Below are 21,789 nucleotides of genomic sequence, written 5' to 3'. Positions count from 1 at the left end.
AAAGAGAGAGGAAACAGTTCTGAGTCTCTCTTCCTGGAAGGGAGAGGAAACAGTTCTGAGTCTCTCTTCCTGAAAGGGAGAGGAGAACCACTCAAAGTGTCTCCCCTTCCAGAGAGACTGTCGGTGTTAACTTCCCCCGAACATTTTTCTCCCTCTCCCCTATGGGGAGAGGGCCGGGGTGAGGGGCAATATTACTTCGCTAACAGCAGATTGGCGATCGCACGCACGCCGAGACCGGTCGCACCAGCAGACCACTGCTCAACGGCACCTTTACGGTAAGTCGCAGAACAGTCAACGTGCAGCCAGCCTTCGTGGTAGTTTTCCACAAAGTGAGACAGGAAACCTGCCGCCGTGCTCGCACCCGCAGGGTAAGAGGCGTTCGCGGTATTGTTCAGCTCGGCGAAGTTAGACGGCAGCTGGCTGCGGTGGAATTCAGCCAGCGGCAGGCGCCAGAACGGCTCGTTTTCTTCCGCCGCGCTTGCCAGCAGGCGGGCAGCCAGTTTGTCATCAAAACTGAACAGCGCATGGTAGTCGTTACCCAGGGCCGTTTTTGCTGCCCCGGTCAGGGTCGCGCAGTCGATGATCAGCTCTGGTTTCTGTGCTGCGGCGTCAATCAGGCCATCAGCCAGCACCAGTCGCCCTTCGGCATCGGTGTTCATCACTTCAACGGTTTTGCCGTTGCGGTAGGTGATGATGTCACCCAGCTTCATGGCGTTGCCGCTGATCATGTTATCCGCACAGCACAGGAACAGCTTAACGCGCTTGTTCAGGCCACGAGTGATGGCCAGAGCCAGTGCGCCAGTGATAGTCGCGGCCCCCCCCATATCGGATTTCATGGAATCCATAAACGCTGTCTGCTTGATGCTGTAGCCGCCGGAGTCAAAGGTAATGCCCTTCCCGACCAGGCTTGCATAAACCGGTGCATCCGGATTGCCGGTTGGGTTGTAGTCCAGCGCCAGCAGCACAGGGGCACGGTCTGAGCCACGGCCAACGGTGTGGATACCGGCATAGTTCTGCTCACGCAGGTCTTCACCCTTGGTGATGCGGTAAGAAACGTGGTCGCAGGCGACATCGCACAGCAGATCTACCGCGCGGGAAGCAAGCTGCTCAGGGCCAAGCTCTTCGGCCGGGGTGTTGATGGTATGGCGAACCCAGTCGATCACTTTCAGGCGGTTATCCAGCTCTTTCTGCTCGGTTTCACTCAGCACCGCCCAGTCAATTTTGCGGGTGCCTTTTGGGGCACGATAGCCCTGCCAGAAAGCCCAGCTTTTCTCAACGTCCCAGCCTTCACCAGCCAGCTGGACGTGCTTCAGCCCCTGGCCGTCAATTTTGCGCGCCGCGCGCTGGATCAGACCGAGATCGTCTTTGCCGGTCAGGTGTAGGGTAATGCCGTCATTGTTAATGCTATACGTCGCCTTTTCGCCCCAGCGTGCGTCCGCTGGCTGCGTGGAAAGGGTGATTTTCATGGCTTCAGTCATTTTCCAATCCTTCATTATTCAGCACAGGCAAAATGCAAAAACGGGCCGCCCAAGGCAGCCCGTGTATCATTCAGCTTCATCTAACCAGACAAGTAAAATCGCTTCCAGTACTTTCTCGTTAGAAGCGTTCGGATCGTCATCAAACTCTTCCAGCTCGCAGATCCACTGGTGCATATCGGTGAAACGCACCGTCTTAGGATCGAGATCCGGACGGCTGTCGTACAGCGCCTCGCCGATTTCGCGGCTGTCGGTCCACTTCAGTCCCATGGCGGCTCCCGTTAGTGTTCGCGTGCGTGGTTAATGGTGTAACGCGGCATCTCAACCACCAGATCTTCGTCGCTGACGCGAGCCTGGCAGCTCAGACGGCTTTCCGGCTCCAGACCCCATGCTTTATCCAGCATGTCGTCTTCGTCTTCGGTGCTTTCCGCGAGGGAATCAAAACCTTCACGCACTACGCAGTGGCAGGTGGTGCAGGCGCAGGACTTCTCACAGGCGTGTTCAATCTCAATGCCGTTGCGCAGCGCAACGTCGAGAATGGTTTCACCTTGCTTCGCTTCCAGAACTGCGCCATCCGGACACAGGTCCTGATGAGGCAGAAAAACAATCTTTGGCATATTAAACCTCGTCCACAGAATGGCCGGTCAGCGCTTTACGGATCGATTGATCCATACGACGTGCGGCGAATTCCTGGGTTTGCTTGTCTACGTTTTTGATTTCATTTTGAATAGCGTCGGCATTTTCGCCTGCGGCAGCAGCGCTTAACGCGGCCATCGCGGCATCAATGTCGGCACGCTCTGCGGCGCTTAGCAGCGCGGCATCCGCCGTCAACGCGCTGGTCAAACTTTCCAGCACGCGGGCAGCTTCGACTTTTTGCTCGGCCAGCATGCGTGCCTGCACGTCATGCTCGGCGTAACTCATGGAATCCTGAATCATACTGGCAATTTCACCATCGCTCAGGCCATAAGAAGGTTTCACCTGGATTGAAGATTCAACGCCGGTGGATTTTTCCATCGCCGTCACGCTCAGCAGGCCATCGGCATCGACCTGGAAGGTGACGCGAATGTGGGCTCCGCCCGCGGACATTGCCGGGATGCCGCGCAGCGTAAAGCGCGCCAGAGAACGACAGTCCTGAACGAGTTCACGCTCGCCCTGCAGCACGTGGATAGCCATCGCTGTCTGGCCGTCTTTGAAGGTGGTAAATTCCTGCGCGCGGGCCACCGGGATGGTGGTGTTACGCGGGATAACCTTCTCGACCAGGCCGCCCATCGTTTCCAGGCCAAGGGACAACGGAATCACATCCAGCAGCAGCATTTCACTGTCCGGCTTGTTGCCCACCAGAATATCGGCCTGAATGGCCGCGCCGATGGCAACAACTTTATCCGGGTCGATAGAGGTTAACGGCGTGCGGCCAAAGAACTCGCCTACGCGCTCACGCACCAACGGTACGCGGGTTGAGCCGCCGACCATCACCACTTCCAGTACGTCTTCTGCTTCCACGCCCGCGTCTTTTAACGCGCGACGGCAGGACAGCAGCGTCCGTTTAACCAGAGAAGAGATAAGCTCGTTGAACTGCTCGCGGGTGACTTCGCCCTGCCAGCCAGCCACTTCTACACTAGCGGTGGCGGCATCGCTAAGCGCGATTTTGGCGGCGATGGCGGCGTCGAGAAGCTGGCGCTGCACGCGGTCGTCGCTACGGTCGGCAATCCCGGCCTGCTCACGCAGCCAGTCGGCCAGAAGATGGTCGAAGTCATCGCCGCCCAGCGCGGAATCACCGCCGGTAGCCAGCACTTCAAACACACCGCGGCTCAGGCGCAGGATGGAGATATCAAACGTCCCACCGCCCAGATCGTAAACGGCAATAACGCCTTCTTTACCGGAATCCAGGCCGTAGGCAATCGCCGCGGCGGTAGGTTCGTTCAGCAAACGAAGAACGTGCAGCCCGGCAAGGCGAGCAGCGTCTTTGGTGCCCTGGCGCTGCGCATCGTCAAAATAGGCTGGCACCGTGATCACCACGCCATCCAGTTCCCCTTCCAGGGTTTCACTGGCTCGCGCGGAGAGCGATTTCAGGATGTCGGCAGAGATACGTACCGGGTTCAGCAGGCCGGCAGGCGTTTCAATCATCGGCAGGCCGTTTTCACTGGCCTGCAGGCGATACGGAAGATGAGGATAACGCGTCTGGATGTCCGCCAGAGAGCGGCCCATCATACGTTTTACCGAGCTAATGGTATTCGCGGGATCCTGCGCGGCAAGCGCGCGAGCGTCAAAACCAACGATATGCACTTGCTGCTGATAATGCACCACGGAAGGCAGCAGGTGGCGGCCTTCATGGTCGGCAAGGGTTTCGGCCTGGCCGCTGCGAACGGTAGCCACCAGCGAGTTGGTGGTGCCGAGGTCGATGCCCGCGGCCAGCCTGCGCTGGTGCGGCGCTGCCATCATGCCAGGCTCACTAATTTGTAATAAGGCCATGTATCGCTTCCAAAAATCGGGCCTGAGTTCAGGCGTTAAAAGTCGAGCAGCTTTTCTTCTAGTTGTTCAATTTGGCTCTGCAATTTATCGAGGAAACGCAGCTTGCGCACGGTGTCCGCCGCCTGTTCCCACTGCTGGTCATCCAGCTGCTGCACCATCTGCGCGCTGCGGTTTTTCACCATCGTTTTTACGCGCGAGGCAAAGCTTTCAAGCTTGTCGCTGTCTTTCGCCTGCTCGATATCGTCCAGTTCTTCACGCAGCTCCAGCTGTTCCATCAGGAACGCGGTGTCGCGCACGGTGTGCTGTTCATTCGCGAGGTCGAAACCGTTCAGGGACAGGATGTATTCGGCGCGGGCAAGCGGGTGACGCAGCGTCTGCCAGGCCTGGTTGATAGTGGCGGACTGGCTCACGGCCAGAAGCTGTTCTGCCTGAGGGCGGCTGGCGTATCTGTCCGGGTGGAACTGACGCTGCAGCTCCTGGTAACGGCTGGCCAGTTGCTCGGTGTTCAGGGTGTAGCCTGGCGTCAGCCCAAACAGGGTAAAATAATCCATAACAGACTCGGGTTCAGGTCAGGTAAGTGCTGTGTGGTAAAGCAAAATCCCCACGGGCCAGAGCCAGTGGGGAATTGCGCGGGATCAGACGTGGAAGCTTTCGCCGCAGCCACACTCATCCTTCACGTTCGGGTTAGTGAACTTAAACCCTTCGTTAAGGCCTTCTTTGACGAAGTCGAGCTCGGTCCCGTTTAAGAATTGCAGGCTTTTACCATCGACAACCACCTTCACGCCTTTGTCCTCGAACACGGTGTCATCCGCCATCGGTGCATCAACAAATTCGAGAACATAAGCCATCCCAGAGCAGCCTGATGTGCGCACACCCAGACGCAAACCAAACCCTTTACCGCGGTTGGTCAGGAAGGCACTTACACGGGCAGCGGCGCTGTCGCTAAGGGTAATCGACATACAACAACCTCAATAAAAATTTTAACTCGTCATACTTCGAGCCGCTGCCGGGCAGCAAGCTCGAATGCGTTAGAGTTATTTTGTTTCACGTTTGCTTTTGTAATCCGCGATAGCCGCTTTGATAGCGTCTTCAGCCAGGATTGAGCAGTGAATTTTCACCGGCGGCAGTTCGAGTTCGTCTGCGATGTCGGTGTTTTTGATCGCCTGCGCTTCGTCCAGGGACTTGCCCTTCACCCACTCGGTCACCAGCGAGCTGGACGCAATCGCCGAACCGCAGCCGTAGGTTTTGAAACGCGCGTCTTCAATGATACCGTCATTGTTGACTTTGATCTGCAACTTCATCACGTCGCCACAGGCCGGTGCACCCACCATGCCAGAACCTACGCTGTCGTCGCTGTTGTCAAAAGAGCCAACGTTGCGTGGGTTTTCGTAGTGATCAATTACTTTTTCGCTGTAAGCCATTTTTACTTCTCCAGAATCTGAAATCGACGTCCTGACGAACGATCAGTGATGAGCCCATTCGATGGAATTAAGATCCACGCCCTGTTTGAACATTTCCCACAGCGGGGAAAGGTCGCGCAGACGGCCAATGGATTTACGTACCAGCTCGATGGTGTAATCGATCTCTTCTTCAGTGGTAAAACGACCCAGAGAGAAACGGATAGAGCTGTGTGCCAGTTCATCGCTCATCCCCAGCGCGCGCAGCACGTAGGATGGCTCGAGGCTAGCGGAAGTACAGGCTGAGCCCGAAGAGACCGCGAGGTCTTTCAGCGCCATGATCAGCGACTCGCCTTCAACGTAGTTAAAGCTGACGTTGAGGATGTTTGGCGCGCCATGCTCCAGGTCACCGTTCAGGTAAACTTCTTCCATATCTTTCACGCCGTTCCACAGACGGTTACGCAGCGTGCGCAGACGGGCCATTTCGGTCTCCATCTCTTCTTTTGCGATACGGTAAGCTTCACCCATGCCGACGATCTGGTGCACAGGCAGTGTACCGGAGCGCATGCCGCGCTCGTGACCACCGCCGTGAACCTGAGCTTCGATACGAATACGCGGTTTGCGACGCACGTACAGCGCACCGATCCCTTTCGGCCCGTAAATTTTGTGGCCAGAGAAGGACATCAGGTCAACTTTCAGCTGGCTCAGGTCGATAGGCAGTTTGCCCACGCTCTGGGTAGCATCAACGTGGAAGATAATGCCACGGGAACGGCACATTTCGCCGATAGCCGCGATATCCTGCACCACGCCGATTTCGTTGTTAACGTGCATGATGGACACCAGAATAGTGTCTTCACGCATAGCGGCTTCCAGCTGCTTCAGGTCAACGATACCGTTGCTCTGCGGCGCCAGATAAGTCACTTCAAACCCTTCACGCTCAAGCTGGCGACAGGTGTCCAGCACGGCTTTGTGTTCGGTTTTGGCGGTGATGATGTGCTTGCCTTTCTTCTGATAGAAGTTAGCCGCACCTTTGATGGCCAGGTTGTCTGACTCGGTCGCGCCGGAGGTGAATACGATTTCACGCGGGTCTGCGCCAACCAGTTCAGCGATTTGGTTACGGGCAATATCAACGGCTTCTTCAGCCTGCCAGCCAAAACGGTGGGAACGAGAGGCCGGGTTACCGAAGGTGCCGTCCATCGTTAAAAACTGCATCATCTTCTCAGCAACACGCGGGTCTACCGGCGTGGTTGCGGAGTAGTCGAGGTAAATCGGTAATTTCATTGCTCTTAAGCTCCGTACATCACTTCAATGCGAAGAATCAGGCTTAAAATATGTTGCCGTTATAGACAGGGAGCACCGCTCCCTCAACCTGATTCTAAAATTCTTGTTCTTCTGCTTATGCGCGCAGTTTGACGTCAATAGCGTCTTGAGAACGGGTGCTGCGATGATTTTCACTATGTTGACGATCGGACACGTCCAGCACTTCCTGGTTGTTAACCAGTTCACCCAGGGTGATGTTATTCAGGAAGCCGGTCAGGCGATCGCTCAGGTCGCGCCACAGCGCGTGAGTCAGGCACTTATCGCCGCCCTGGCAGCCGCCTTTACCCTGGCAACGGGTGGCGTCTACGGACTCATCAACGGCGCTGATCACTTCACCTACGGCGATGCTGCTCGCGTCTTTACCTAACAGATAACCACCGCCAGGACCGCGCACGCTGGCCACCAGGCCATTTTTACGCAGGCGGGAGAACAGCTGCTCCAGGTAGGAGAGTGAAATACCCTGACGTTCAGAAATATCAGCCAACGGAACCGGGCCCGATTCAGAGTTCAGCGCAACGTCAAGCATCGCGGTTACGGCGTAGCGCCCTTTTGATGTCAGTCTCATGTCTTACTTAACCTCAAATAGCCCCTCGAGCCGGGGGTTTTTAAAAGTGTGATTGTCACATAGCAGGACGCAAGTCTGACATTCCTGAGTAAAATGGTCAACTATTTAACCTACCATTTTACTCAAGTATTATTGGCCCGATTTTTTCGGGTTTTCCAGCGACGCCAGCATGCCGCGCAGGATGTTTAATTCCTGACTTTCCGGGCGTGCACGGGTAAACAGACGGCGCAGTCGGCTCATCACCTGGCCCGGATGGGTTGGGCGAATGAAACCGCTTTCCTGCAGCGCTTTTTCGAGATGCACGTAGAAACGCTCTAAGTCATCCACCAGCGGATAAGGGGCGTCTTCCTCTTCTTTAACCGCTTCCGGCTGCTCTTGCGTGGCGAGCCAGGCAATGCGCACTTCATAGGCGAGAATCTGTACCGCCATCGCGAGGTTAAGGGAGCTGTATTCCGGGTTCGCCTGAATGGCAACGTGATAATGGCATTTTTGCAGCTCTTCGTTGGTCAGGCCCACGCGTTCACGGCCAAACACAATTGCCACCGGCGCATGCTGTGCTTCGCTAATGCTTTTTAAACCGCATTCACGCGGATCAAGCATCGGCCACGGCAAAGTGCGGGAACGCGCGCTGGTGCCGACCACCAGGCTGCATCCTGCCAGCGCTTCATCAAGCGTATCGACGATCTGAGCATCGCCAATAACATCACTGGCGCCAGCGGCCAGGGCGATGGCCTGGGAGTCCGGTTTGACCAGCGGATTGACCAGCCACAGGTTAGTTAAGCCCATGGTTTTCATAGCACGAGCCACGGAGCCCATGTTGCCGGTATGCGAGGTTTCGACCAGCACGATTCGTACGTTTTGCAGCATTGTCATTCATAGCCTGGGAAGAATATCGCAATATCTTATCATAACCCTGGGACATATTCCGAACGCTCTGCTATACTCCGCCGCGATTTCCGTTCTTTAACATCCAGCGAGAGAGACCGATGCAACATCCAATGTTGACCATCGCCGTGCGTGCTGCGCGCAAGGCGGGTAATGTAATTGCCAAACACTACGAAACACCAGACTCCGTAGAAAGCAGTCAGAAAGGCAGCAATGACTTTGTGACTAACGTCGATAAAGCTGCAGAAGCGATTATTATCGACACAATCCGCAAATCTTACCCGCAGCACACCATCATCACCGAAGAAAGCGGTGAACATGCAGGCGAAGATCAGGACGTGCAATGGGTTATCGATCCGCTGGATGGCACCACCAACTTCATCAAACGTCTGCCACATTTCTCCGTTTCTATCGCTGTTCGTATCAAAGGCCGCACTGAAGTTGCCGTTGTTTACGATCCAATGCGTAACGAACTGTTCACCGCGACCCGTGGCCAGGGCGCCCAGCTTAACGGCTACCGCCTGCGCGGCAGCAACGCACGCGACCTGGACGGCACCGTTCTGGCGACCGGCTTCCCGTTCAAAGTGAAGCAGCACGCGACTCCTTACATCAACATCGTTGGCAAACTGTTCACCCAGTGTGCAGACTTCCGCCGCACCGGTTCCGCTGCGCTGGACCTGGCCTACGTTGCCGCTGGCCGCGTGGACGGTTTCTTCGAGATTGGCCTGAAGCCATGGGATTTCGCCGCAGGTGAACTGCTGGCTCGTGAATCCGGCAGCATCGTGTGTGATTTCACCGGCGGCCATAACTACCTGACGACCGGGAACATCGTCGCCGGTAACCCGCGCGTCGTGAAAGCCATGCTGGCTACCATGCGTGAAGAACTGAGCGAAGCGCTGAAGCGCTAAGCTTTTTTGCCTGATCTTCAATAAAGAAGAGGCAAAAACAAAAATCCCCTCTGCTTTACGGCGAGGGGATTTTTTTATGCCCGCATTTAGCTACCCGTTCAGAAAGGCCGAATACCTCGCGCCATCGGCTGGGCGCTCAGCCACATAATCAGCGCGGCCACGACCAGGACAATTCCTCCCGCCAGTGCAAGCGTTGACCAGCCTACCTGCCGCCACAGCACCGGGGCCCGGTTCCCGCTTAAGCGAACCGCCAGCGCACGGAAGCTGTGGACCAGCAGCGCCAGGCCGGAAATGGTGATCGAGGTACCTGCCGCCATCGCCAGCGCAGACAGCACTCCCCAGCTAAAGACCCCGATCACCTTGCTGAACAGCAGCACCATAATCGCGCCAGAACAGGGGCGCATACCCATCGACAGGACAATCATCAGCCTGGCCCGCCAGTCGCTTCCCGCCGTCAGCTGTTTTTCGTCCGGGACGTGCTGATGCCCGCAGCCGCAGCTGGCGTCATGCACATGGTGCGGCGTAAACGAGGTAAATTTGGGTTTGCGGCGTAACTGAACCTGTAAACGCCGCAGCGCCCGCCAGCTCAGCAAAAGGCCCAGGAACCCGACAAGCAGATAGCTGCCCTTCTCCAGCCAGAAGCTGCTGAGATGAAGCTGCCGGGAAGGCAAAGCGAGAACGCCCAGCACCACGACCACCAGCGCAATAGCCACCAACCCCTGCAACAAAGACGCGGCAAAGGTCAAACCGAGGCTGCTTTTGATTTTTGAGGGATGGGTAGCAAGCCAGGTGCTGATGACGATTTTGCCGTGCCCCGGCCCCAAAGCATGGAGCACGCCGTAGACAAAACTGAAAGAAAGCAGCGATAAGCCTGCGCGAGCGGGGTTGTCCGCCACCTGGCGCAGCAGCCCGCTTAATTCCTGATTGATTGAACGCTGCCAGACGGCCGAACTAAGCAAGATTTGCGGCCAGTAGAGCCACAGGGCATAAAGCCCGGCGGCGGCAAGCAGCATAAACAGCGCCAGCGGCCACAGATGGCCCCAGCGGCGGACGGGAGAAGAAGCGGTGATTATTGACATGCCAGCGTCACCTCCTGAGCAAACTGTTTCCCTAAGTCCATGTCCTCCGGCGGGGCGTCAGCTTTATCCAGCGACTGCGCGAACAGCAGAGTTTCTTCGTCAGGCTTTGGCGTGTGCACGGCAACTTTACAGCTTGAGGCCAGCTCCTGCGGCAGATGCACGTCCCCATCGTGGTCATAACTCATGTCGACAAAATAGGTCGGGTCGAAGGTTGAGAAACGGTATGTCTGCCCTTTGAGCTGCTGCGGATGCGCCAGCGGCAGAACAAACGTCAGCACCGCCTGATGATTGCTACGGCTCAGGCCATATTCCGGCGGCAAATTGCCAAACTTCACCTTCTCTTTGTTATGCCAGAACTCGGTAAAGTAGTGCTGGCCCAGCACATTAGCCATCACTTCTGCCGCCAGCTTCTTCCACACCGGCGACCCCGGCTTGGCGTCGCCGGCGTCATACAACAGATCTGCTGAAGTAATGTCGTCCATCGTCCACTGCATTTTTAGCCCCGTCAGCTGCCCCTGATCAACCACAGGCGTGGTGACGATGGAGATAAAACTGTGGGGATGCGCCTGCACGCTTGCCGCCGAAAACCCTGCTAGTAGCAAGGTTACTCCTTTCAGGCTGATTCTTTTGTCGCTCATGCTTCCCTCAAGATTTAAATTCTGTGAGCCAGCCGTAATTCCGTGATGAAAAACTAAAAAGGGCAATATATTGGCCGAAACCTTTAGCTATTCTTAACATCTGACACCACATTGGGACAGCCAGATGATGACTTTACTGACGCCGCCACCGTCTGTGCTCTCCAGTTCGCAGCGCCGCTGCCACCTGCTTCTGATGCTTTATCTCCCGGAGCAGATCGTCACGCCGGAGGTCATTGCCAGCCTTAACGGCGTGGACCAAAGGCAAACCCTGCAAGATATAGCCGACACGGGCCACGAGATCCAGAGTTATCACCGTCTCTCCCTGACGCAGCAGCAGGACGGCAGCTACCGGATTGAAGGCACAGTCCTTGACCGCCGCCTCTGCCTGCTGCACTGGCTGCGACGCTCGCTGCGCCTTTGCCCGCAGTTTGTGCAAAACCACTTTAGTCCGGCGCTAAAGTCCCAGCTAAAGCATCTGGGGCTTATCAAGGCGCTGTATGACGAAACTAATTTACGTGCGCTGGTGAATCTGTGTGGTCGCCGTTTAAAAAGGCAGTACGACAGCCGGGACAGCCAGTTCCTGACGCTGTTTTTGCAGTATTGCCTGCATCAGCATCACTCCGGCAATGCGCCAGTCCTGACGCCTCAGCAGCGCGAATGGAGCCAGATGCGGCCTGAATTTGTTGTCGCCCAGGAAATAGCCCGCCACTGGAAGCGCCGCGTCATGCAGCCCGCAGACGTTGATGAACAGCATTTCCTGGCCCTGCTGTTTCAACTGCTCAGAATTCCCGATCCGATTAATGACGAACATGAACAGGATGCCCGGTTACACAATGAAATCGCACGGATGATTGAACGTTTCCGCCGTCAGGCCGGGCTTTCTTTTAGCGATGAACAAGGGCTGAGCGATCAGCTTTATATTCACCTCACCCAGGCGCTGAACCGCTGCCACTTTAATATCGGCATCGACCACAGCCTGCCCGAAGAGATCACGCGTCTTTATCCGAGGCTAATGCGAACCTCGCGAGAAGTGCTTGCGGATTTTGAACAACATTATGGGATTCAGTTTTCGGATGCGGAAAGGGGCCTGGTCGCGGTGATCTTTGGTGCCTGGCTGATGCAGGAAAGTGACATTCAGGAAAAACAGGTGTTGCTGCTGACGGCCGACGATCGCGAGCTGGAACAGAAAATTGAGCAGCAGCTGCGTGAGCTGACCCTGCTGCCGCTCAACATCAAATATCTGGCGGTGCGGCAGTTTCAAAGCCAGGGCGCCCCGCGTGAAGTGGTGCTGGTCATTACGCCCTACGCGACCTCGCTGCCGCTGTTTTCTCCCCCGCTCATTCACGCCACGCTGCCGCTGGGAGAACACCAGCAGCAGCGTATCAAAGCGCTGTTAGAGGCTTAGCTTTCCGCAACCGGGCTGACTGCGGCGACTTTGGGCCGCAGGAACAGCGCCGGGGCCGCCACCAGCGCCATGACCCAGAACATCCCGCCCTGCAAATGCTGATAGAGGAAGCCCGAGAAAATCGTCATCACGGCGATACCGCCGCCCATCGCCACGGCGGAGTAAACGGCCTGCAGGCGGATCACCTCCCCGCCTTTGCGGGCAGAGATATAGCGCATCGCCGCCAGGTGGCAAATCGTGAAGCTGCCGCAGTGCAGGATCTGCGCCACAATCAGCCACGGAAGTTCGGTGGTGCTTGCCATCAGGCTCCAGCGAATAATGCCGGTCACGGTGGACAACAGCAGCAAATCTCTGGCGCTCCAGCGGCGGAACAGTTTGTTGCTGAGGGCAAAGATAACGATTTCCGCCACCACGCCCAGCGACCACAAATAGCCCACAACGGAAGCGGAATAGCCTGCCCCCTGCCAGTAAATCGCGCTAAAACCGTAGTAGGCCGCATGCGCGCCCTGCAGCAGAGAAACACAGGCCAGAAAACGCCAGGCGCTGATAATCAGCCCTTTCCACGCGGGCCAGCCAGCTGAAGCCTGATGCCGGGTTTCGCCCTGAGGCATAATGGAAGGCCGCAGCATCATGCCAATCAGCATCGACGCCGCGCCAAGGGTCAGCAGGACCAGAATAGCCTGAGAGCTGAACTCGCTCACCAGCTTGCCGGTAATGGCCGAGCCGATGACAAACGCCAGCGATCCCCAGAGCCGCACCCGGCCATAATCCAGCGGCATTTGCCGCTGCCAGGTCCCCGCCAGCGCATCGGTCAGCGGCACCAGCGGCGAGAAGAACAGGTTAAAGCCCACCATCGTCAGCAGCAGCCAGAGCGCGGCATGGCCCAGCCAGAAACCGGTGGCAAAAACTAGTGTGGCAAGGGCTAACAGACGAAGGGCGAAAACAAGGCGGGAAGGATCGGTCACGCGGGGGGCTAATAATAAACTGCCGAGGAAACGGGCAATCAGCCCTGAGCCTAACAGCAATCCGATAGTTTCCGGGGGAAGCCCGACGCCTTTGAGCCAGACGCTCCAGAACGGTAAAAACACGCCATAGCTAAAGAAGTAGGTAAAGTAACTGAGCGCCAGCCAGCGCGTGGAATGCAAAACCATGATCCCTCCCGTTTTGGAGGCGATAGTGTCGGGGATAGCTGGCTGGCATGCAAGCAAACATTAACAGCGCAATAACACACATCAAAACAATGGCTATTGCGCGTTAGCTCACCTCAATCTCCATCTCCAGATGCGTGGTCTGGCCTGTCTCCAGCATGACTAAACCCGGCATCCCCGCCTGGTTGTGCGCGTTGACCGGATGCGTTTGCGGTTCAAGACAGATAAACGGCTGGTTCTCCATGAGAAACACCATCAAACAGGCCGCCGGGCTACGCAGACAAATGCTCATCTCCGAGTGGGTAATAACCGCCCTGCCACTCCAGCCGGAATACCCCACGTTAAGCCACTTGTTCTCCGGCGTTTTTGCACGGGAAAAATCTGCCTGCGGAGTGAACGTCCCTTCCCAGGCCAAAGGCAGGTGCTGCTCGCCTTCGGGCCAGTAGCCGCTGGCGGAAAACTGCACCTGGCTGGCTGGCTCCAGCGCAAAATAAGGATGCAAACCCAGCCCGTATATCATCGGCTTCTCGCCGGTATGCGCCAGCTCAAGCCGGGTTAACAGCCTGTTGCCTGCCAGGCGGTAAGTCAAATTTGCCAGATAGTGAAAACCGCAGGGATGCTGGCTGCACAGGCTCAAGGTGACAGACTCAGCTTCGTGCTGCTCAACGTGCCAAAGCTTTTGCCAACCATCTCCGTGCAGGAAAAAGTGCTCATCGACGAGGCTGTCTGGCAGCTGGATTCGCTCGCCGTGCAGATGGAAAGCGTTCCCGGCCACCCGATTAGCCAGCGGCAGCATTGGAAACAGCGCCGGGTTCGCCGGATGAAAAATCGGTTTCCCGTGCCGGAGAGATTCAAAGCTGAGAACTGAGGCCCCCTGCGGGGCAACAGTCAAACTAAGAAAATCATTTTGCAGGTGCAGAGTGTCCATTAGCGTAGCGCCTTTGCGGCCCGCGCGGGAGAAGCATTCACGCGGCCTTCAGCCAGCTGCTGCTCCAGCGCTTCGAGGCTCACGCCTTTGGTTTCCGGCACGAAGCGGCGCACGTAGATAAAGCCAGCGGCACAGATAACGCCGTACAGCAGGAAGCTGCCGGATGCGCCCAGGCCTGCATTCAGCAGAGGGAAAGTGTAAGTCAGCAGGAAGCAGGCGACCCACAGCGCTAATGTCCCCAGCGACATCGCGAGGCCGCGAACGCGGTTCGGGAAGATTTCCGCCAACAGCACCCAGGTTACCGGGGCCAGCGTCAGCGCATAGGTGGCGATGGCGGCCAGCACCAGAATCAGGACCGGCAGCCCCAGAATACCCAGGCCGTAGGCGGCACCAATCAGCGCATAGATAATTGTCAGCCCAGCGGCCCCAAACAGCATCAATTTGCGGCGGCCAATTTTGTCCACCAGCGGCAGCGCGGCGATGGTGAACACCAGGTTAATCAGGCCGGTCGCAACAATCGATTTCAACGTGCTGTTAATGTCGAACCCGGCGGAGGCAAAAATCTCCTGCGCATAGTTGAAGATAACGTTAATCCCGCACCACTGCTGGAACACCGCCAGAACCATACCAATCACGATGATCGGGCGAACCTTCGGTGTCCAAAGCGCGGACCACGACACTTTTTGTGTGTCCTTGCTTAACGTTTCCTGAATATCTTTCAGCGTTGCATCGGCATAGCTTTTACTGCCGATGCGGCTCAGCATCTGATGAGCCCGGTCGCTTTTCCCGGCACGTACCAGCCAGCGCGGCGACTCCGGCACAAAGAACATCAGGATCAAAAACGCCGCGGCAGGAACGGCGCCCGAGCCAAACATCCAGCGCCAGCCCGCCTGTCCATTCCAGCTCGCACTGATTTCCTGCATTGTCGCGTGGCTGGCGACCGGTTCGGCAATCATCAGGTTGATAAGCTGTGCCGCCAGCACGCCAATAACAATAGTGAGCTGGTTGACCGCGACAAAGCGTCCGCGCTGTGCCGCCGGGCTGATTTCCGCGATATACATCGGGCTAAGCGCCGAAGCGAGGCCGATCCCTACCCCACCGACAATACGCCAGACAACAAACAGGTCGAAGTTGCTTGCCATCGCCGTGCCCCATGCCGATACGGTAAACAGCAGTGCCGCAATAGTAAGGGGAATTTTGCGGCCAAACTTATCGGCACACCAGCCGGAGAGCAGCGCCCCGATGATACAGCCCACCAGGGCAGAACTCATCGCCCAGCCGGAAACCGCCGGGTCGGTAATAGAAAAATAGGCTTCGTAGAACGGTTTTGCCCCGCCGATAACCACCCAGTCATAACCAAACAACAGCCCGCCACAGGCGGCCACCAGACAGATGGTCCAGACGTAACCCATGCGTAGTTGCGATGGCATACTTTCCATGGTCGATCCTCATCTTGTATTTGTAGGGTAAGGGAGCGGGCGCTCATCGTCGCCCGCCAGTTATTGTTAAAGTACGCCGGTGCTAAGGGCCTGACGCAGCAGATGCGCCTTGTCATGGGCCGGGTTAAGGGTCAGCAGGGCTTCAAGGCGCTGGTTGAAGGCGGCGATATCCCCCAGGCCGAGCCATCCAAGCGCCTCCACAAACAGGCAATGCTGCTGATGTTGTTTCCGCGGGTCGCCGTTGAGCGCAACCAGGTCCGGCAGGGAAACGGCGAAGAAATCGGCCTCAACCCCGTCGGCACGGTGCGCCTGCGCCCAGTCAACAAAGGCTTTGAATTGCTGATGGGCCGCCTCAAGCTCACCCAGCTGTTTGAGGGCCATAGCCTGATAGAAGAGGTAGTCCACGGGCTGGTCGTTGTAGTAGCGCCCGGCTGCCAGAGAACTCCCGCCCTTCAACGCCTGCTGGAAGTAGGATTTCGCCTGTTCGTGACGCTGCAGGAGCTGCGCACAGCACCCAAGCAGATACCAGATATCGTTATCGGTTTGCCCGACCAGACGGCCTTCGCCAAGGTTTTCCGGGTAGCTCAGCGCCTGTTGCAGCAGTTCCTCCGCATGGCCGTATTGGCCGGCAGACATACTGGCCAGGGCGAGCCGCTGTTGGCTGATAATGTACTGCCCCGTCACTTTGCCTTCGCCGCCTTCCCACGGGTGGAACTTGCGTTCAGCCAGCACCTTCGCGGCAGCTTCCTGCTTGCCATGCTGGTTCCACAGGCTCAGCAGCTCGGCAGTGAGATCGTCACGTTTTAGCGCAACGTCACGCTTCGCCTCCAGACGGGTAAGACGCTCCTCTGGTGCGCGCCCATTCAGCTTCAGCAGGAAATCGAGTTCAAACAGGAAGCGCGCATTATCAGGTTCGAGATCAACGGCACGCTGCAGCAGCGTTTCAGCTCGCTGAACGTCCTGCTCTTTGTTCCAGGCATGAATCGCCAGCACGCGCTGCACGGAGGCAAACTCCGGCATCTGTTCAACGCAGAATGCCCAGCAGGTTAGCGCTTCTGCATAGCGACGTTTGCTGTACCAGAAGCAGCCCAGCAGATACTGCGCAAAACCATCCTGCGGGAGGCGCATCAGCATTTGCACTTCATCCAGCGTGTTAGGGAAACGAACCCGGGCGGTAAACTGCTCCCGAGCCTGCACGAGATAGTTTTGCTGGCGCTGTGGATCGGATTCCAGCGAGGCCTGCCACAGCAGCGGCATCGTTTCCTGGGCATTCAGCACGGCGAGCACTTCACGCGCGGCATGCTCTGCCCCAAAGCTCATCAGCCAGCCGGCCAAAACGCTGGCGTTAGTGCCGCGCTGGCCGGTCACCTGCCGCAGCTTTTGCTTGTCACCTTCACTCTGGGTTATCGCCCAGCGGGCATAATGCAGGGCATAACTCAGCGGCCAGACGGCAAGCTGCTGCTCAATCCACGCCAGCGCCGCCGCTTTTTCTCCTTGCTGAGACAGCGCCAGCGCTTTCAGCCCCATTGCGAGGTTATTCGAGGCGTTGAACTGCAGGCTTTGGGACACCAGCGCTAATGCGCGAGCCGTTTCCCCTTTGCGCATTGCCAGACGGGCCAGGGCATAAAATGCCGCATCCCGGCAGTTGCCGCTCCAGCTAGCCTTGTAGTAATCATCGAAGGCGCCGTCGTAGTCGCCCAGGCGCTCTTTCACCGAGCCGAGAAGCTGGCTGGCATCGCCGTTTTGCGGGTTTTTGTTCAGGCGATGGGCGCGCTGCAGCGCCGCATCGGCGTGCTCTTTCGCTTTTTGCCAGTTGCCCCGGTTGAATTCGAGCGTGCCAAGGGCGACGTTACAGCGGAAGTCGAGCGGATCAATGTCCAGCGCTCGCCGGTAGTAGTCGAAGGCTGACCGGCTGGCGTGCAGATACTGCTCCAGATGTTGGCCTATAAAATAAAGTTCGTCGCAGTTAGCGATCTGTTCAGGCTTAGCCGGAGCCTGCGCCGCCTGCGGCAGAGGCAAGGCTTCCGCGATGTGTTCCAGGTAGCTGAGCACCACTTCGCCTTGCGCGCTGAGTAAGCTCAGCGTCAGTCTCTGCGGCCAGTCATCCGTCAGTTGATGCAGCCAGGCTTCCGCCGGTTTCAGGCTGAGCGGCGTTTGCCACAGGACTACGCCGTCGCTTTCCAGACGCAGCGTCACCGTTTCCAGCGGGGAAATAGCGTAGACGCCGAGCTCCAGCCTGCCCTGCGCGCGCTCAAGCTTAATGGCCGCGTCGGTGCTGGCGTTTTGCAGCGTCCCCAGCTTGCTGTACGGCAGGAAGTTTTGCACAAACACTTTTTCTTCAAACGGTGCCAGCCAGGTAAAGTCCGGCTGGTTGTCGGTGAACACGCCGGTCATCAGCTCGATGTACGGGCCGTTGGTGTCGGTCAGGTTGCGATCCCAGGCCAGGCCAAAGTCGCAGTTGCCCCAGGTCCACTGTTTTTTGCCCGGTGACACATGGTGATCGGCTATGTGCAGCAGCCCACCCTGTTCGCCGTGGTGATAAGCCCCAACAAAATCGTAATCTGACTTATCGGCCATGTAGGACGTTGGCACCGGGATATTTTTGTAGCGCGAGATATCCACGCCCGCGGAGTAATCCACCTTGTAGTAGGTGCCGTGGGCTATCGGGAAAGCGGAAACATCACGTTTGCCGTGGTCAAACACCGCGGTCACGTCCGGCGGGAATACGCTCTGATGGTCGTCGCCCCCCTTCACCGCCGGGTTTGCCCACCAGAGGAAATGACGCGGCGTGGCGTTGCCGTTAAAGACTCTGCCGGTAATTTCAATCAGCGCTTTTTCCGGATAAAGCGTAAAGCCGGTCATCACCTGCAGGCCACGCATCGGCTCCACTTCACCCAGCCAGACGGTTTGCGCCCCGCTTTCATGCTGCTGAAAGGTCATGTCCACCGGCTGAAAGGTGGTCGGACGGTGGTGCTGCGGCCAGTTAAATTCAATCCCACCGGAGATCCACGGCCCGATCAGGCCCACCAGCGCGGGTTTGACCACTTCGTTGTAGTAAACGAAGTCGCGCTCCATCACTTTATCCCAGGCGCGGTGAATCCGGCCGCCCAGCTCCGGCAGCAGCATAACGCGGATGAAATCGTTCTCCAGCCAAACCGCCCGGTACTCACGCATCTCACGTTTACCGGTCAGGGTATCGATCACGCCGTAGGGATAAACCGCGCCGGAAGATCCCTGATAGACACGGTTTTCCAGGAACATCGGGTTTGGATCTTCTGCTCCGGTGGTCCAGGTCGGGAGCGAGATCGTTTCCTGCCAGACTTTAACGGCTCCGTACATAGCAACTCTCCAGTAAACAAATAACAGTGAATGGGCGATTGCCGACAGTTTGAAGCAGCCGTTCATGTTTTAATCGCTCAATGCTCACGCAATACAGTTAATGAGGTTTAGTAAAAATGCAGGAGTCAGGTCTCAACAATCAGCGGGTGCGTCAGTTCAACCGGCAAACGCTGATGGCGCTGGTATGGCGGCACAAGCAGCTGAGTAAATCGCAGTTTGCCCGCTACACCGGGCTGTCCATTCCCGCCGTGAGCAACATCCTTGAGGAGCTGGTCGATGAAGGCAAACTTAGCCATTCCAGCGAAAATCTCAGCAGCCGGGGATTAAACAGCGGCAGCTATCAGATTCCGCCGGAAGGGGATTACATCCTCTGCATGAACGTCACCCCCACCAGCATCGAGAGCCAGCTGTGCAACGCCCAGCTTTCGCCGATAGACGACTTTGAGCGCCGCGCTATTGTGGCCCCTTCTCCCCAGATGCTGCTGTCGGCCATCGAAGCAATCTGGCAGCAGCAGCGAAAAAACTGGCCGAAAAAAACGATTAATCTCGCGCTGGGCATACACGGACAGGTCGATCCCGTCACCGGCGTGTCGCAAACCATGCCCCAGGCGCCCTGGCGGGAAGCAGTGGAAATTAAATACCTGCTGGAAGAGAAGCTGGAGGTCAAAGTCCGGCTGGATAACGACTGCGTGATGCTGGCTCTGGCAGAAAAATGGCAAAACAACGGCAACCGGGAAGATTTCTGTGTGCTTAACATAGATTACGGCATCGGCTCTTCGTTTGTGATCAACGGGCAAATCTATCGCGGCAATCTGTACGGCAGCGGGCAAATTGGCCACACCATCGTTAACCCGGACGGCATGGCCTGCGACTGCGGGCGCTATGGCTGCCTGGAGACCGTGGCTTCGCTCAGCGCGCTGAAAAAACAGGCCCGCATCTGGCTCAAAACGCACCCCGGGGCGCAGCTGCAGGATCCGGAAAAGCTCACTTCCCGGCAGCTGGTTCAGGCGCTGCATGCCGGGGATGAAAGGGTCGCCCGCTGGGTAGAAGATTCGGCCAATGCGATTGGGCTTAGCCTGTATAACTTCCTTAATATTCTCAATATTAACCAGATCTGGTTCTATGGCCGCAGCTGCGAGTTTGGCGAAAACTGGCTGAACGCCATTAAACAGCGCATCGGTTTTAATCCGTTCGACCACGGTGATGGCCTGAAGAGTCACGCCACGCAAATAAACTTCGGGCAGCTCACCCGCGCCCAGCAGGTGATGGGGATTGGTTATTTATATGCCGAGACTGCGCTAATGGAGTAAGGAGATAAAGCGAGGGGCTTCATGCCATGTCTTTGAAAGCCCTCTTTTCGGCGGCAGTTCTTAACGGCAAAACACCACATTAATGCGTTTTGAGAAGAGGAAATAGGGAATTCCGAGAATAATACCGGCCACCGCGTAACCAATATCCACAATCGCGCGAGCGGGAATGTCGATACCGAATAGCCCGGCAGGGATCCACAGCAGGCAAAACAGATAAACCACGTTGTAGATAAATTGGGGGATGATAATTTCCCGAATACCTTTTCTGCGGGTGAAGAAACACCAGCTTGTCGCCAGCGTTAGCATCAAACCGATGACCAGGACCACGATCCCCATCAGCAGGTAGAAATGATAAATTCCGTCGAGGCGTGAATTTCTCAGTTCCGTGGCGACAAAAAGATAGAGCGCATAAGGCACACAGACCAGGTTCACCACCAGCCAGAGCGCGGCGACATACAGCCAGCCGTCAATTTTTCCGCCCTGTACCGTTCCACAAGTTATGCCGGACCCGGAGCGATTATCCGCTTCCCGCAGCTGGCTTTGTTCATACTTCATGGTTGCCCCAGATGTGTCCTTAAACAGCAATTTTACACCGCCCGCCTCAAACAAGTAGAGCGGCGTAAAATAAAAAACATTCATTAACACAAACAACGCGGTAGAGGCGCAGCGGCAATGGCAGGCTCGGATGTTGTGTATTAACTTTAAATTGAGTCCACTACAGGCGAGCCCGCTATGAACACACTCCGCTATTTCGATTTTGGTCAATCCCGTGCCCTGATCCTGCTTATTGCCCGTATTGCGTTGATTCTGCTGTTCATTATTTTCGGCTTGCCGAAGCTCAGCGGATTCAGCGGCACCGTGGCGTATATGGAGCATCTTGGCACCCCACTCCCGACGCTAGCCGCCGCGATTGCGGTGTTTATGGAGGTTGTTGCCGCTATCCTGGTCATCATCGGGTTCTTTACCCGCCCGCTGGCCATTTTGTTTGTGTTTTATACCCTCGGCACGGCGCTTATCGGTCACCATTACTGGAATATGACCGGGGATGCAGTGATGCCTAATATGATTAACTTCTATAAAAACATCAGCATAGCTGGTGGGTTCCTGCTGCTGGCGGTCACCGGCCCTGGCGCGATTTCCGTCGATAAGCGCTAAATTTCTGCCTCACTTAAAGGCCGCTAATGCGGCCTTTTTCATTTGTTTCCCGCTCATTTTGCTTGATACGCTTCAGCTCACAATTTCGTAACATTCTTTTGCTGGCTTGTGGCCTCTTTGGTGCCAAAAACGTCCCCTTAACGGCAAATTGTTTATTAATTGTTGCTTATATGTTTCATTATTGACTGTTAATTAACACCACCATGTCCGTCCAGTTTAAAAAAACATCATATATTTAACCATTTTTTAACTAAATTAGATCTAAAAACAAACAATAATGGGCATGCATCACATTTAGAAAAACTGCGATTCATTCCCTCTTCCCTTCG

At 56.5% G+C, this 21,789-nt stretch carries 21 protein-coding genes; 4 read left to right on the top strand and 17 right to left on the bottom strand.

The window, feature by feature from the left end; genetic code table 11:
- Window positions 1-191: 191 nt before the first annotated feature.
- The 10 genes from pepB to trmJ all read right to left on the bottom strand — a co-directional run bounded on the left by pepB (window position 192) and on the right by trmJ (window position 8,093).
- Window positions 192-1,478, bottom strand: coding sequence for an aminopeptidase PepB (gene pepB / locus F3J28_RS00445; RefSeq protein WP_008459420.1), 1,287 nt, complete (start codon window positions 1,476-1,478; stop codon window positions 192-194).
- A 66-nt stretch (window positions 1,479-1,544) separates the two neighbouring features.
- Window positions 1,545-1,745, bottom strand: a complete 201-nt coding sequence (iscX, locus tag F3J28_RS00440; protein ID WP_016537752.1) for a Fe-S cluster assembly protein IscX — start codon at window positions 1,743-1,745, stop codon at window positions 1,545-1,547.
- An 11-nt stretch (window positions 1,746-1,756) separates the two neighbouring features.
- Window positions 1,757-2,092, bottom strand: a complete 336-nt coding sequence (gene fdx, locus F3J28_RS00435; protein ID WP_008459424.1) for an ISC system 2Fe-2S type ferredoxin — start codon at window positions 2,090-2,092, stop codon at window positions 1,757-1,759.
- A 1-nt stretch (window position 2,093) separates the two neighbouring features.
- The gene (hscA, locus tag F3J28_RS00430) at window positions 2,094-3,944 is read right to left on the bottom strand and encodes a Fe-S protein assembly chaperone HscA (RefSeq protein ID WP_166871670.1); all 1,851 of its coding nucleotides are present in this window, start codon (window positions 3,942-3,944) and stop codon (window positions 2,094-2,096) included.
- 35 nt (window positions 3,945-3,979) lie between these two features.
- Complete coding sequence (gene hscB / locus F3J28_RS00425) at window positions 3,980-4,495, bottom strand: co-chaperone HscB (RefSeq protein WP_166871667.1); 516 nt, start codon at window positions 4,493-4,495, stop codon at window positions 3,980-3,982.
- A gap of 84 nt (window positions 4,496-4,579) precedes the next feature.
- Window positions 4,580-4,903 (bottom strand): iron-sulfur cluster assembly protein IscA, encoded by a 324-nt coding sequence (gene iscA, locus F3J28_RS00420; RefSeq protein ID WP_008459427.1) that lies wholly within the window; start codon window positions 4,901-4,903, stop codon window positions 4,580-4,582.
- 75 nt (window positions 4,904-4,978) lie between these two features.
- Window positions 4,979-5,365, bottom strand: a complete 387-nt coding sequence (gene iscU / locus F3J28_RS00415) for a Fe-S cluster assembly scaffold IscU (protein ID WP_008459428.1) — start codon at window positions 5,363-5,365, stop codon at window positions 4,979-4,981.
- Between the two features lie 42 nt (window positions 5,366-5,407).
- Window positions 5,408-6,622: a cysteine desulfurase gene (gene iscS / locus F3J28_RS00410; protein ID WP_039296161.1), complete on the bottom strand. Its 1,215-nt coding sequence runs from the start codon at window positions 6,620-6,622 to the stop codon at window positions 5,408-5,410.
- Window positions 6,623-6,737: 115 nt separating this feature from the next.
- Entirely contained in the window at window positions 6,738-7,226 is a 489-nt protein-coding gene (iscR, locus tag F3J28_RS00405) for a Fe-S cluster assembly transcriptional regulator IscR (RefSeq protein ID WP_008459430.1), read from the bottom strand.
- A gap of 129 nt (window positions 7,227-7,355) precedes the next feature.
- Window positions 7,356-8,093, bottom strand: a complete 738-nt coding sequence (trmJ, locus tag F3J28_RS00400; protein WP_166874340.1) for a tRNA (cytosine(32)/uridine(32)-2'-O)-methyltransferase TrmJ — start codon at window positions 8,091-8,093, stop codon at window positions 7,356-7,358.
- A gap of 119 nt (window positions 8,094-8,212) precedes the next feature.
- Between trmJ and suhB the strand changes: the two genes are divergently transcribed.
- Window positions 8,213-9,019: an inositol-1-monophosphatase gene (suhB, locus tag F3J28_RS00395; RefSeq protein ID WP_085938908.1), complete on the top strand. Its 807-nt coding sequence runs from the start codon at window positions 8,213-8,215 to the stop codon at window positions 9,017-9,019.
- Between the two features lie 98 nt (window positions 9,020-9,117).
- Here suhB and F3J28_RS00390 read toward each other — a convergent pair whose 3' ends face one another.
- Window positions 9,118-10,098, bottom strand: coding sequence for a nickel/cobalt transporter (locus tag F3J28_RS00390; RefSeq protein WP_166871665.1), 981 nt, complete (start codon window positions 10,096-10,098; stop codon window positions 9,118-9,120).
- A complete protein-coding gene (locus tag F3J28_RS00385) occupies window positions 10,089-10,736 on the bottom strand; it encodes a DUF1007 family protein (protein WP_166871662.1) in 648 nt (215 codons plus the stop codon). The genes F3J28_RS00390 and F3J28_RS00385 overlap by 10 nt, the downstream gene beginning before the upstream one ends.
- A gap of 124 nt (window positions 10,737-10,860) precedes the next feature.
- Here F3J28_RS00385 and csiE point away from each other — a divergent pair, with 124 nt between their 5' ends.
- Window positions 10,861-12,141 carry a stationary phase inducible protein CsiE gene (gene csiE, locus F3J28_RS00380; protein WP_166871659.1) on the top strand — a complete coding sequence of 427 codons (1,281 nt, stop codon included), beginning with the start codon at window positions 10,861-10,863 and terminating at the stop codon, window positions 12,139-12,141.
- On the opposite strand, the gene F3J28_RS00375 is transcribed toward csiE, so the two are convergent.
- From F3J28_RS00375 to F3J28_RS00360, 4 genes are all read right to left on the bottom strand, one after another.
- On the bottom strand, window positions 12,138-13,292 hold the full coding sequence (locus tag F3J28_RS00375) for a 3-phenylpropionate MFS transporter (protein WP_166871656.1): 1,155 nt from the start codon (window positions 13,290-13,292) through the stop codon (window positions 12,138-12,140). The two genes, csiE and F3J28_RS00375, sit on opposite strands and share 4 nt — an antisense overlap.
- 103 nt (window positions 13,293-13,395) lie before the next feature.
- Window positions 13,396-14,217, bottom strand: coding sequence for an aldose 1-epimerase (locus F3J28_RS00370; RefSeq protein WP_166871653.1), 822 nt, complete (start codon window positions 14,215-14,217; stop codon window positions 13,396-13,398).
- Window positions 14,217-15,656 carry a sugar porter family MFS transporter gene (locus F3J28_RS00365; RefSeq protein WP_166871650.1) on the bottom strand — a complete coding sequence of 480 codons (1,440 nt, stop codon included), beginning with the start codon at window positions 15,654-15,656 and terminating at the stop codon, window positions 14,217-14,219. Before F3J28_RS00365 ends, F3J28_RS00370 begins: the two co-directional genes overlap by 1 nt.
- A gap of 66 nt (window positions 15,657-15,722) precedes the next feature.
- The gene (locus F3J28_RS00360) at window positions 15,723-18,995 is read right to left on the bottom strand and encodes a DUF5107 domain-containing protein (RefSeq protein WP_166871647.1); all 3,273 of its coding nucleotides are present in this window, start codon (window positions 18,993-18,995) and stop codon (window positions 15,723-15,725) included.
- A gap of 116 nt (window positions 18,996-19,111) precedes the next feature.
- Between F3J28_RS00360 and F3J28_RS00355 the strand changes: the two genes are divergently transcribed.
- Window positions 19,112-20,305 (top strand): ROK family transcriptional regulator, encoded by a 1,194-nt coding sequence (locus F3J28_RS00355; RefSeq protein WP_166871645.1) that lies wholly within the window; start codon window positions 19,112-19,114, stop codon window positions 20,303-20,305.
- A gap of 60 nt (window positions 20,306-20,365) precedes the next feature.
- Here the strand turns inward: F3J28_RS00355 and F3J28_RS00350 are convergent, their stop codons facing one another.
- Entirely contained in the window at window positions 20,366-20,860 is a 495-nt protein-coding gene (locus F3J28_RS00350; RefSeq protein ID WP_166871641.1) for a DUF2569 family protein, read from the bottom strand.
- A 177-nt stretch (window positions 20,861-21,037) separates the two neighbouring features.
- Between F3J28_RS00350 and F3J28_RS00345 the strand changes: the two genes are divergently transcribed.
- A complete protein-coding gene (locus F3J28_RS00345) occupies window positions 21,038-21,460 on the top strand; it encodes a DoxX family protein (protein ID WP_008459445.1) in 423 nt (140 codons plus the stop codon).
- The last annotated feature ends 329 nt before the right edge of the window (window positions 21,461-21,789 follow it).

Origin of the sequence: Enterobacter sp. Ap-1006 (genome assembly GCF_011752835.1) — a bacterium.
Taxonomy (GTDB): Bacteria; Pseudomonadota; Gammaproteobacteria; order Enterobacterales; family Enterobacteriaceae; genus Cedecea.
Note: the sequence above shows the minus strand (reverse complement) of the source record. Positions and strands in the feature narration are given on the sequence as shown.